This window comes from Empedobacter sp. GD03861 (assembly GCF_029840885.1).
In the GTDB taxonomy this organism is placed as follows: Bacteria; Bacteroidota; Bacteroidia; order Flavobacteriales; family Weeksellaceae; genus Empedobacter; species Empedobacter falsenii_B.
Map to the genome: position 1 here is coordinate 100,846 of NZ_JAOCDJ010000005.1, position 13,224 is coordinate 114,069.

Sequence of the window (13,224 nt, forward strand, 5' to 3'; positions counted from 1 at the left end):
TTTTCTAAATCAGTTTATGGAACTTCTAAATCATATTTACACCAATCAACGCAGTAATACAAACGATACGTCGGATGCGAGATCAGAATATCAGCGCGATTATGATCGTATTATTTTTTCGTCTGCCTTTCGTCGTTTGCAGAACAAAACGCAAGTTTTTCCTTTGCCGGGAAGTGTTTTTGTTCACAATCGATTGACGCATTCGTTGGAAGTTTCGTCTGTTGGGCGTTCGATGGGAAATTTGGTTGGAACATTTATTTCCGAAAATTATAAATTGACTAAAGAATCGCAAGAGTTTTATAAATATAGTATTCACGATGTGATTTCAGCGGCGTGTTTATGCCACGATATCGGAAATCCGGCTTTTGGACATTCGGGTGAAGATGCAATTGCTTCTTATTTTGATCGTCACGAAACAGATTTGAAACAATATTTTACTGAAGCCGAATGGGCTGATTTAATCAATTTTGAAGGAAACGCAAATGCAATTCGAATTTTAACACAACAACAAAACGGAAAATCGGAAGGTGGTTTACGTTTGACGTATTCAACATTGGCTGCGATTGCAAAATATCCATGTGAATCGGTTGCAAAAGATAAAAATCAATTGCATCGTAAGAAATTTGGATTTTTTCAGGCGCAAAAGGAAGCTTTCCGAACAATTGCTGAAAAAACGAATATGATTTTGGAACAAGATTCACCAATTATTTACAAGCGACATCCGTTTGTGTGGTTGGTAGAGGCGGCTGACGATATTTGTTATTCGATTATCGATGTCGAAGATTCGCAACGTTTAGGAATTATTGATCATGATAAATGCCGAAAATTATTTTTGAATTTAGTTGAATCTTTAGATCCATCTCAAATTGATAAAACAAAAAATACATTAAAATCAATTTCAGATAAAAATGATCGAATAGCCTATTTACGTGCAAAATCAATTAATTTATTGACGCAAAAATCGGTTGAAGTTTACCAAAATAATTTTGATCAAATTGTAAAAGGAGAATTTAAAACGGCGTTATTAGATGTGATTAAAAATGAAACGGAACAAGTAACAAAAAAAGTTTTGGACGAAATTCAACGTTTCTCTATTGAAAATATTTACAACCATCGTTCTGTTCTCGAAATCGAAAATGCAGGTTATAATGTAATGTCCGAATTACTTTCACAATTTATTCCGCCAATTTTGAAAGATGAAAAAGAACGCAAAACGTTTGAGAAAAAAGCCTTGCGTTTAGTTCCTGCTCAGTTTCTATATGAGAAAGGAACAAAGTATCAAAAGGTAATGGGAATCTTGGATTATGTTTCGGGAATGACTGATAATTACGCAACAGAATTATATCGTCGTATCAAAGGAATCGAAATTGGAATGACGATTTAAGTACGAAGTTAGAAATACGAAGCTCGAATTTAGAGAAATTGTCATGCTGAACTCGTTTCAGTATCTCATCAAAAATTAGCGAATTTGTTATTCCGACGAATGGAGGAATCTATAGATTCTTCATTTCGCTGAAGCTATATTCAGAATGACAAAAAATAATGAATTCTACGTTTCGTAAACTAGATAACTAATTTCTAGTCTCGAATAACGAATAACTAAATAACATCACACAATAATGAAAAATGTAACAATACGAGAAGCAAGAAAAGAAGATTGTCCTCGAATTTTGGAATTGATTAGAGAATTAGCTTTATACGAAAAAGCACCAGACGAAGTAACGGTAACCTTAGAAGAAATGGAAGAATGTGGTTTTGGAGAAAAACCAGTTTGGGGTTCTTTGGTAGCAGAAGTGGACGGAAATATAGAAGGAATTGCGCTGCATTATGATCGTTATTCAACTTGGAAAGGACGCAGATTATATTTGGAGGATTTAATCGTAACCGAAAAAATGCGCGGTTCTGGAATTGGTAAATTATTATTGGATGAATTAATTGTTTACGGAAAAGCAAATAATTACAACGGAATGGTTTGGCAAGTTTTGGATTGGAATGAGCCTGCAATTAATTTCTACAGAAAATACAATGCTGATTTTGATCCAGAATGGATTAATGTTTCGGTGAATTTTTAACCAATAAAAAAGACTCAAATCATATGATTTGAGTCTTTTTTATTTTGCTTACCGCTATTTCATAAATCCTTCATACCATTTCCACAAAATAATTCCTGTACAAACAGAAACATTAAGCGAATGTTTTGTTCCTGATTGTGGAATTTCGATACACGTATCACATTGATCAATGATTGATTGTTGCACACCATCAACCTCATTTCCCATCACAATTGCATATTTCTGAGATTGGTCAACTTCAAATTCATTTAACAAAACAGAACCTTCCGTTTGTTCAATCGTTACAATTTGATAACCATCTTCTTTTAATTTAGCAACCAATTCATTCGAATCTTTCACATATTCCCAATCAACAGAATTTTCTGCACCAATGGCCGTTTTATGAATTTCTTTATGAGGTGGAGTTGCTGTAATTCCACACAAATAAATTTTATCAATTAAAAATGCATCCGAAGTTCTAAAAACTGCACCAACATTGTGCATACTTCTCACATTATCCAACACCACAACAATCGGGTGTTTTTCAATAGCTTTATATTCTTCCGCAGAAACGCGACCTAATTCGTCTAATTTTAGTTTTCTCATCACTTCGTTTTTAACTAACTTAGCTGTTCAAAATTTATAATAATTTGACAAAAGTAGTAAAGAATAAGGAAACTCCTCTAATGAAACAATATAACACCATCAAGGCGAAATATCCTGATGCAATGTTGTTGTTCCGTGTGGGAGATTTTTACGAAACATTTGGAGAAGATGCTGTGCGAGCTTCTCGCATTTTAGATATAGTTTTAACGAAACGTGCCAATGGCTCTGATAATAGCGCTTTGGCAGGTTTTCCTCATCATAGTTTGAATACTTATTTGCCGAAATTGGTGAAAGCTGGTTTGCGTGTTGCAATTTGCGATCAGCTCGAAGATCCAAAGATGGTAAAAGGTATCGTGAAACGAGGTGTTACAGAATTGGTTACGCCTGGTGTTGCATTGCAAGATGAGGTTTTGTCGTCAAAATCGAATAACTTTTTGATGGCTGTTCATCAAGGTGATAAAGCTTTTGGAATTGCGTTGTTAGATGTTTCGACAGGAGAATTTTTAGTTTCTGAAGGACAAGAAGATCAAGTGGCAAAAATTATTCAATCGTTTCGTCCAAGTGAAGTGATTTATCAAAAACGTGTCAAATATAATTTTTCTGATGTCAAAAGTAAATTTTTGTTGGATGATTGGGCTTTTCAATATGATTTTGCAATTGATAAATTAACCAATCTTTTCAAAACAAAGAATTTAAAAGGTTTTGGAATCGAAGATTTAAAAGATGGAATTATCTCTGCTGGTGCTATTTTAGCTTATTTGGATGATACGCATCATTTCGAAATTCAGCATCTAACATCTATTCAGCGTCTTAATCAAGATAGTTTTGTGTGGATGGATCCATTTACGATTCGCAATCTCGAATTGGTTTATTCTCCACATCCAAAAGGTGTTACGTTATTAAATGTTTTAGATGATACCAAAACTCCGATGGGTGCTCGTTTATTGAATCGTTGGATGGTGATGGTATTGAAAGATTTGAAATCAATTCAACGTCGTCAAAATATTGTCGAATATTTCTACAAATTTGGAGATTTACGTTACGATCTACGCGAAAAATTAGGTCAATTAACCGATTTAGAACGTTTGGCTGGAAAAGTTTCGACAGGAAAAATTACACCTCGTCAATTACAACAATTAGCACAAAGTCTTAAAATTTCGGAAGAAATAAAAGAAGTTGCTGAACAATCAAATATCAAAGAAGTTGCAGATTTATTTTCTCGAATCGAACCAATTGATCATTTAACGCAAAAGATTTTTGATACACTTTCTGACGAACCTCCGCATCAAATTGTAAAAGGAAATGTGATTAGAGAAGGTGTTTCAGAAGAGTTGGATCGATTACGAAAAATTCAGTTTTCTGGGAAAGATTATTTGGATCAAATGTGTCAACGCGAAACAGAACGAACTGGAATTTCGTCTTTGAAAATTGCGTTCAATAATGTGTTTGGTTATTACATCGAAGTTCGAAATACGCACAAAGATAAAGTGCCAGAAGAATGGATTCGTAAGCAAACTTTGGTGAATGCAGAGCGTTATATTACCGAAGAATTAAAAGAGTACGAAACACAAATTCTTGGTGCAGAAGAAAAAATTCTTGCAATAGAAAATCAATTATTTATTGAATTATTACAAGAAATTATCACCAAACTTTTACCTATTCAACAAACAGCAAAAGCAATTGCATTTTTGGATGTTTTGTCAACTTTTGCAGAAATAGCTGAGAAAAATAATTATACTAAACCGTCTCTTAATGATGGTTTTGAATTAAATATAAAAGAAGGTCGTCATGCTGTGATTGAGCAACAATTACCAATTGGCGAACAATATGTGTCGAATAATGTTGAGTTAAATCAAGAAAATCAACAAATTATTATGATTACGGGACCAAATATGTCTGGTAAATCGGCACTTTTACGTCAAACTGCCTTAATTGTTTTGATGGCGCAAATGGGAAGTTTTGTTCCAGCTCAAGCTGCAGATTTAGGAATTATTGACAAAGTTTTTACTCGAGTTGGTGCTTCAGACAACATTTCTTCAGGGGAATCGACGTTTATGGTCGAGATGAATGAAACAGCAAGTATCTTAAATAATATTTCGGAACGAAGTTTGATTTTATTGGATGAAATTGGTCGAGGGACTTCAACTTACGATGGAATTTCTATTGCGTGGGCAATTGCAGAATTTTTGCATCAAAGTGCCTTGAAACCAAAAACATTGTTTGCAACGCATTATCATGAATTGAATGAAATGTCAAAATCGATGGAACGTATCAAAAACTTTAATGTTAGTATCAAAGAAACAAAAGATACAATATTATTTTTGAGAAAATTAGTTCCAGGAGGAAGTGAGCACAGTTTTGGTATACATGTTGCTAAAATGGCTGGGATGCCAAAACGAGTGGTGGACAGAGCAAATGATGTGTTGAAAATTTTGGAAGCAACGAAAACAGATGAAGGAATCTCGAATAAAACGGAGAAAATAACGCAAGATAATATGCAATTAAGTTTCTTTCAGTTAGATGATCCTATTTTAGAATCGATTCGAGAAGAAATTATGAACACAGATATCAATACATTAACACCTGTTGAAGCATTGATGAAATTGAACGAAATCAAAAAGAAACTTGGTAAATAAACTTAAAAATATGAAGAAAATAATTTTAACCGTAGCAGGAGCTTTAGTCTTAGCTTCTTGTGCTACAAACCCTGTTACCGGACGTAAATCGTTGTCATTAGTTTCTAATGCAGATTTATTTCCGACAGCTTACAAACAATATTCTCAAATTCTTAAACAAGGGAAAGTAATTACAGGTACTGCCGATGCTAAAATGGTGCAAACAGTAGGGGAACGTTTAAAATATGCCGCTGAAAAATATTATCAAGAAAAGGGAATATCTTCTCAATTACAAGGTTATCAATGGCAATTTACGTTGTTAAATGCAAACGAAGTAAATGCATGGTGTATGCCTGGAGGTAAAGTTGCGGTTTATTCAGGTATTTTACCTGTTACCAAAGATGCAACTGGATTGGCTGTTGTTTTAGGTCACGAAATTGGTCACGCTTTGGCTGGTCATAGTGCGGAGCAAGCTTCTCAGCAAATGGCCGCACAAGGTTTAGGACAAATAGTTGGTGGATCCATTGGAAATGCAGAATATGCAAAAGTTTTTGAACAATTATATCCTGTAGGTGCACAAGTTGGTTTACTAAACTATTCTCGTAAAATGGAATTAGATGCTGATGTTACAGGATTGTATTTAATGGCGATGGCGGGTTATGATCCTTCTCAAGCAATTCCTTTTTGGGAACGTATGGCGGCGAAAAGTGGAAATGCAGGAGTTTCAGAATTCTTGAGTACTCACCCTTCGGATGCGACGCGTATGGCTAAAATAAAGGAAGCCTTACCAACTGCTTTAGCATATTACAATGCAAGTCCGTATAAAGAAAAATAGAATAGTTTTTATTCATTTGTAAAATATAGGCGAGTTAATTTGATAAATTGATTCGCTTTTTTTATATTTAGTATTCAAAACCACAATTAAAATTAAAATGATTAACAATTTTAGAATCAATTCGTTTTCTGAATATAAGAAAGCGTATAAAAAAAGTGTCGAGGAGCCTGAAAAATTTTGGGATAAAATTGCTGGAAACTTCGTTTGGCAAAAGAAATGGGACAAAACACTTGAATATAATTTTGAACAAGCAGATTTTAAATGGTTTCAAGGTGGACAACTAAATATTACCGAAAATGTTTTGGATCGTCATTTGGAAAAAAATGGAAACAAAACAGCTTTAATTTGGGAACCAAATAATCCTTTAGAAGAATCTCGAATTATTACATATCGTCAATTGCATTCAAAAGTTTGCCAATTTGCGAATGTCTTAAAAAATAATGGCGTACAAAAAGGAGATCGTGTGTGTATTTATATGCCAATGATTCCAGAATTAGCCATCGCGATGTTAGCTTGTGCTCGTATTGGCGCGGTACATTCTATTGTTTTTGCAGGATTTTCTTCTGCTGCTATAGCTTCTCGTATCAACGATGCGCAATGTAAGGTTTTGGTGACAGCAAACGAAGTTTTTCGTGGAACGAAATCAATTAACTTAAAAGCAATTTGTGATGAAGCCTTAAAAGATTGTGCTTCTATTCAGTCGTGTATCGTTTATCGTCGTGCTATCGAGCCTACTTCTATGGTTGGTGGACGTGATAAATTTTGGATTGATGAAATGCATAAAGTAGACGATAATTGTCCTGCGGAAATTATGGATGCTGAAGATCCTTTGTTTATCTTGTATACTTCTGGTTCTACGGGAAAACCAAAAGGAATGGTGCATACATGTGGTGGATATATGGTGGAAACGGCTTATTCGTTCGATAATATTTTCCAAATGGAACACAACGATATTTATTGGTGTACAGCAGATATCGGTTGGATTACAGGACATAGTTACATTATTTATGGACCTTTGGCTTGTGGAGCAACTTCGGTAATGTTCGAAGGAATTCCAAGTTTTCCAGATTTTGGACGTTTTTGGGAAATTGTCGAAAAATTAAAAGTGACACATTTCTATACAGCTCCAACAGCAATTCGTTCGTTAGCTCGTGAATCGTTAGATTATGTCGAGAAATATGATTTATCAAGTCTTAAAGTTTTAGGATCAGTTGGTGAACCAATTAACGAAGAAGCTTGGCACTGGTTTAATGATTATATTGGAAAAGGAAATTGTCCAATTGTGGATACATGGTGGCAAACAGAAACAGGATCTATTTTGATTTCGCCATTAGCAGGAATTACGCCGCTTCGTCCAACGTTTGCAACATTACCGCTTCCTGGAATTCAGCCAGTTTTAATGGATGAACAAGGAAAAGAAGTAGAAGCAGTAAATGAAAAAGCAGAAGGACGTTTAGCAATTAAATTTCCTTGGCCATCTATGGCTCGTACTATTTATGATGATCATAAACGCTATGTAGAAACTTATTTTTCAACATTTCCGGGCTATTATTTTACAGGAGATGGAGCATATCGTGATGTAATGGAAAATTATCGAATTACAGGACGTGTAGATGATGTGGTGATTGTTTCTGGACATAATTTAGGAACTGCGCCAATAGAAAATGCAATAAATGAACACGAAGCTGTAGCGGAAAGTGCAGTTGTTGGTTATCCTCATGATATCAAAGGAAATGCATTATATGCTTTCGTGATTTTACAAGATGGAGTACAAGGTTCACCAGAACTTGAAGCAGAAATAAAAAATGGAGTTTCTAAATTAATTGGAGCAATTGCAAAACCAGATAAAATACAGTTTGTTTCAGGTTTACCAAAAACGCGAAGCGGAAAAATTATGCGTCGTATTTTGAGAAAAATTGCAGGTAACGAAACTGATTTTGGCGATACTTCAACATTATTAGATCCAGATGTTGTAACTGTTATTCAGAAAGGAAAAATTTAAAGTAAGGCTGAGGTTAAGATTTAGCCTAAGTTTATCAGAATAATTTTCAAAACAAAAAGCATTACCCAAAAAGTAATGCTTTTTTGGTTTGATTATTTTGGATAAATTTTCTCTTCTAAATTTCCTTTATATAGCCGATATTCAATGCATTTTTTGTAATTTTGTTGACTTTTTAAAGGTATGATAAAAATTTCACCAGTTTTAGAATCGTATTTAGATCATCATGTGGATCAAGAACCTGAAATCTTGAGCCGATTACGTGTTGAAACCTATCAATGTACAACGCAGCCCCACATGATTTCGGGCGAATATCAAGGTCGTTTGTTAAGCATTTTGTCAAAGATTTTAGCTCCAAAAACTATTTTAGAGTTAGGAACTTTTACAGGTTACGCAACATTGTGTTTGGCAGAAGGTTTAACTACTGATGGAAAAATCATAACGATAGATAAAAATGATGAGTTAGAATATCTTTGCAGAAAGTATTTTGATGAATCAGAATTTGCCTCAAAAATTGATTTCAGAATCAATGATGCGCGTGAAGAATTGAACACAATTGAAAAAGATTCTGTAGATTTAGCTTTTATTGATGCCGATAAAGAGAGTTACCCTTATTATTTCGAGAAGGTTTTGGAACTTCTTCGTCCCGGAGGAGCAATGTTAGTTGACAATGTGTTGTGGTACGGAAAAGTGATGATGGAGGAGGAAGATAAAAAAGATCCTTCGACAAAAATCTTGAAAGAATTTAATGAGATGGTAACGAAAGATGAACGTGTCGAATCGATCATTTTACCAATTCGTGATGGAATTACGTTAATTCGAAAAAAATAATGAAGTACGCCATTTGTCAAGTAAGTGTTGCGCCATTGCGCTACGAAGCAAGAGATTCATCAGAAATGGTGAGTCAGGTTTTGTTTGGAGAAAAGTTGATTATTTTAGAAGAATTAGAAAAATGGACTAAAGTTCAGTTAGCTTTTGATGGTTACGAAGGTTGGCTAGATCCAAAACAAATTGTAGAAATTTCGGAAGAAGAATATAATAAAGATTCGATCGAGAAATTTGCAATTAATCCGTATAATCATGCGATGGAAAATGGCTTGCCAATGACGTTGACAATTGGAGCTGAAGTTCGCGCTTTGAATGAAAGTAAAATCAAAATTGGTCCAAAATGTTTTGAATATTTTGGGGTATATACTTCTGGTAAAAAATCAAAAGATCAATTGGTCGAAATAGCAAAAGCCTATCTAAATGTTCCTTATTTATGGGGCGGAAAATCTTCTTTTGGAATTGATTGTTCTGGTTTAACGCAACAAGTGTATAAAATAGGCGGTTACAAAATTCCGAGAGATGCTTATCAACAAGCGGAAATGGGTGAAGTTTTGAGTTTTGTAGAAGAAGCAGAACCAGGCGATTTAGCTTTTTTTGATAATGCAGAAGGTCTAATTATTCATGTCGGAATTATGTGTGGCAATGGTAAGATTTTGCATGCACACGGAAAAGTTCGCATTGATCCAATCGATACAAATGGAATTTTCAATACCGATTCTCAAAAATATTCGCATAAACTGCGATGCATTCGAAAATTAATTCCTTAATAATAGAGCAAAAATCATTTCGAAAGAAATGATTTTTTTGTTTTAATTGAAATCAAATCTAAATAGGATATAATCAAGTATTAAACTATTTTTTAATTGGATTTAGCTGTAACTTTAGTAAACACTAATCGATTGAAATAATGTCTATAAAAATTCCTGAAAATTTAAAAGGGTTATCTGATTCTGAAGTCAAAAAAGCTCAACAACAATACGGAGATAATGCTATAAAGGGTGAACAGAATTCTGCTTGGTATAGTTTATTATTTGATATTCTAAAAGAACCAATGACGCTAATTTTGATTGCTGTATCAATTATTTATGTGTTGGTTGGTGATTTGGGCGAAGCTGCATTTATGTTTGTGGCGATTGTTGCTGTGACAGGAATTTCATTTTACCAAGGTTCTCGTAATCAAAAAGCTCTGCAAGAGTTAGAAAAGTTGAACGAACCTTTGAGTTCAGTTATTCGTAATGGACGATTAGTTGAGATACCAACACACGAAATTACAATTGGTGATTTGTGTATTACGGAAGAAGGAAAAATGATTAATGCGGATGGAAATATTGTTCATAGTAATGATTTTTCGGTGAATGAATCGGCTTTAACAGGCGAAAGTATGTCAGTTTTTAAAGATATAGATCATCCAGAAATTTACAGTGGAACTTTGACAGTTTCTGGTTTGGCTATTTTTGAAGTGACAGCCATTGGAGCAGAAACGAAGTTGGGAAAAATAGGAACGTCAATTTTATCTATAAAAGAAGAAAAATCGCCTTTGCAATTGCAGATAGAAAAATTTGTGAAAGGAATGGCAATCATTGGAATTATTGTTTTTGCAATGGTTTGCGGATTCAATTATTTTCAAACAAAAGACATTGTAAGTAGTTTATTAAACGGTTTGACTTTGGCAATGTCTATTTTACCCGAAGAAATACCAGTTGCATTTACTACATTTATGGCATTGGGTTCATGGAAATTATTACGCGAAGGAATTATTGTAAAAAAGAGTAGCGTTGTCGAAACTTTAGGAAGCACAACTGTTATTTGTAGTGATAAAACAGGCACAATTACCGAAAATTCGATGAAATTGAAAGCGATTTATGATGCAAAAATGTCTACGGTTTTTGATGAAATTCAATTCAAAAATGTCGAAATTTCTGAGATTATACAATATGCAATGTGGAGTAGTGAACCTGTTCCGTTTGATCCAATGGAAAAAACGTTGCACCGAGTTTACGAACAAACACAGGTTGATGAGCGCAATCAATATCAAATGTTTTTCGAATATCCTTTATCTGGAAAACCTCCGATGATGACGCATTGTTTTAAAAATAAAGATAATCAACGAATAATTGCGGCAAAAGGTGCTCCAGAAGCTATTTTACAAGTTTCGAATCTTTCTGATCAACAAAAAGATCATTTACGAAACGTTATTCGCGATTTTGGAACAAAAGGTTTCCGACTTTTGGGTGTTGCAAAATCTACTTTTAATTCAAACGATTTTCCAAAACAACAACAAGATTTACCTTTTGAATTGTTAGGTTTTGTTGTCTTTTATGATCCGCCTAAAAAGGGAATAAATGAGGTTTTCGAGAAAATATATAATGCCGGAATAAAAGTAAAAGTAATTACAGGCGATAATGCCGAAACTACGATGAGTATTGCGAATCAGGCAGGAATTATTCATGCTGAAGATAGTATTACAGGAAGTGAAATTACACAACTTTCTGAAAAAGAATTATTAAAAGCAGCCGACGAAAAAGTCTTATTTGCACGAATGTTTCCCGAAGCAAAATTAGCCGTCGTGAAAGCTTTGAAAGAGGATGGAGAAGTAGTGGCAATGTTGGGCGACGGAGTAAACGATGGACCAGCATTGAAAGCCGCACACATTGGTGTTGCAATGGGCGAAAAAGGAACTGAAATAGCCAAACAAGCTGCGCAATTAATTTTAACAAATGATGATTTAGGAAAATTAGTTATCGGAATAGCTGCTGGAAGACGCATTTATACGAATCTTAAAAAAGCTGTTCAATACATTATCTCGATTCATATTCCAATTATATTAATTGTTTCATTGCCGTTGTTTTTAGGTTGGGCTTTTCCGCAAATTTTCACACCGGTTCATGTTATTTTCTTAGAATTGGTAATGGGACCAACCTGTTCTATTGTGTATGAAAACGAGCCTTTAGAGAAAAATTCTATGAACGAAAAACCTCGTCCTATGACGGAAACTTTTCTGAATTGGAAAGAACTTTCAACAAGTATTATTCAAGGAATTATCATCACATTAGGATTGCTTTTTGTTTATCAATACACTTATCAGTTAGGCGGAAATGAAGAGAAAACCCGAGCAATGGTTTTTACAACGTTGATTTTCTCAAATGTTTGGTTAAGTTTAACGAATAGATCGTTTTATTATAGCTTGTGGTCAAGTTTTAAAAATAAAAATAATTTAATGGTTGGCGTTACAATTCTTACATTGCTTATACTTTTTGCAATACTGTATATAAAGCCAATTTCTTTATTTTTTAAAGTTTCTTCGTTGAATCTAAAAGAATTAGGAATGGCGATGCTTGTAGCAATGTTATCTGTATTGTGGTTTGAAGTTTATAAATGGATTAAACGTAGGAGAAAAAATTGAGTAAAATGGTAATATTTAGGTTTATTGATTCGTTATAACGAATCAATAAACTCAACTGTTTTTACCAAAGTTGGCGTTCTATTTTCCTTGTAAGGCGTATGTTTTGCATCAGGAACAAGATAACTTTCTTTTCTTCCTTTTACATTGTTGATAATTCCATTTACTTGCTCAATCGAACCATATTCATCATCAATTCCTTGAATAACCAAAGTTGGACATTCGATGTTTTTTAATTCTTCTCGAATGTCAAAATCAATAAAATCTGGGCGTAACCAAGTTTCTGTCCACATCTCAAAAACTTTCTGCGTTTTATCGCCATGATATTTTGTCAAACGTTCTTTCAAATTAGTTTCTGCATATGCAATTTTTGCATCTCTGATTCCTTGTAAAGAAATTTCTTCTACAATAATGTGCGAACCAACTACAACAATTCCTTTTAAATTTTGATGATATTTCGAAGCATAAAGTAACGCAATCGATCCGCCATCGCTATGTCCAAATAAAATAATGTCTTTGAAGTTGAAATATTGAACCAAATCATTTAGAAAATCTGCTTCATCATGCATGTAAGTCAATTCGCGACGATCAATGGTAAAAGGCGACGATTTTCCATAACCTTTTCTATCGTAGATGAATAAATTACAATTTGTTTTTTCGGCAACTTCTTTTGGGAAATCTCTCCAAAGTTGGGTGCAACCTAAGGAATCGTGTAAAAAAATAAGTGTTGGATTTTCTGGATTTATTTCGTGGTGAACATAATGAATATTGGCGTTGTTGATTTCTAAACTATTTTCTATTTCCATTTTATGTAGTGATTTTTTCGAAAGCTAAAGATAACAAAAATGCCTCGATTTTATTTATTCGAGGCATTTATATCATGATGATTA

The 13,224-nt window shown here is 33.9% G+C and carries 10 protein-coding genes; 8 read left to right on the plus strand and 2 right to left on the minus strand.

Annotation, left to right across the window (positions count from 1 at the left end; all coding sequences use genetic code 11):
* Positions 1-16 precede the first annotated feature (16 nt).
* Positions 17-1,384: a deoxyguanosinetriphosphate triphosphohydrolase gene (locus N5D03_RS04295; protein ID WP_280051021.1), complete on the plus strand. Its 1,368-nt coding sequence runs from the start codon at positions 17-19 to the stop codon at positions 1,382-1,384.
* Positions 1,385-1,619: 235 nt separating this feature from the next.
* Positions 1,620-2,072: a GNAT family N-acetyltransferase gene (locus N5D03_RS04300; RefSeq protein ID WP_280051022.1), complete on the plus strand. Its 453-nt coding sequence runs from the start codon at positions 1,620-1,622 to the stop codon at positions 2,070-2,072.
* 54 nt (positions 2,073-2,126) lie between these two features.
* Here N5D03_RS04300 and N5D03_RS04305 read toward each other — a convergent pair whose 3' ends face one another.
* The gene (locus N5D03_RS04305) at positions 2,127-2,657 is read right to left on the minus strand and encodes an RNA methyltransferase (protein WP_038332036.1); all 531 of its coding nucleotides are present in this window, start codon (positions 2,655-2,657) and stop codon (positions 2,127-2,129) included.
* Positions 2,658-2,737: 80 nt separating this feature from the next.
* Here N5D03_RS04305 and mutS point away from each other — a divergent pair, with 80 nt between their 5' ends.
* The 6 genes from mutS to N5D03_RS04335 all read left to right on the plus strand — a co-directional run bounded on the left by mutS (position 2,738) and on the right by N5D03_RS04335 (position 12,337).
* Positions 2,738-5,293, plus strand: coding sequence for a DNA mismatch repair protein MutS (mutS, locus tag N5D03_RS04310; RefSeq protein WP_280051023.1), 2,556 nt, complete (start codon positions 2,738-2,740; stop codon positions 5,291-5,293).
* 10 nt (positions 5,294-5,303) lie between these two features.
* Positions 5,304-6,107: a M48 family metallopeptidase gene (locus N5D03_RS04315; protein WP_280051024.1), complete on the plus strand. Its 804-nt coding sequence runs from the start codon at positions 5,304-5,306 to the stop codon at positions 6,105-6,107.
* A gap of 97 nt (positions 6,108-6,204) precedes the next feature.
* Positions 6,205-8,109, plus strand: a complete 1,905-nt coding sequence (gene acs / locus N5D03_RS04320) for an acetate--CoA ligase (RefSeq protein ID WP_280037598.1) — start codon at positions 6,205-6,207, stop codon at positions 8,107-8,109.
* A 180-nt stretch (positions 8,110-8,289) separates the two neighbouring features.
* Positions 8,290-8,937, plus strand: coding sequence for a class I SAM-dependent methyltransferase (locus N5D03_RS04325; RefSeq protein ID WP_219033620.1), 648 nt, complete (start codon positions 8,290-8,292; stop codon positions 8,935-8,937).
* Complete coding sequence (locus N5D03_RS04330) at positions 8,937-9,701, plus strand: C40 family peptidase (RefSeq protein WP_280037594.1); 765 nt, start codon at positions 8,937-8,939, stop codon at positions 9,699-9,701. Before N5D03_RS04325 ends, N5D03_RS04330 begins: the two co-directional genes overlap by 1 nt.
* 140 nt (positions 9,702-9,841) lie before the next feature.
* A complete protein-coding gene (locus N5D03_RS04335) occupies positions 9,842-12,337 on the plus strand; it encodes a cation-translocating P-type ATPase (protein WP_280051025.1) in 2,496 nt (831 codons plus the stop codon).
* A gap of 32 nt (positions 12,338-12,369) precedes the next feature.
* Here the strand turns inward: N5D03_RS04335 and N5D03_RS04340 are convergent, their stop codons facing one another.
* Positions 12,370-13,140 carry an alpha/beta hydrolase gene (locus N5D03_RS04340; RefSeq protein ID WP_280051026.1) on the minus strand — a complete coding sequence of 257 codons (771 nt, stop codon included), beginning with the start codon at positions 13,138-13,140 and terminating at the stop codon, positions 12,370-12,372.
* Positions 13,141-13,224 lie beyond the last annotated feature (84 nt).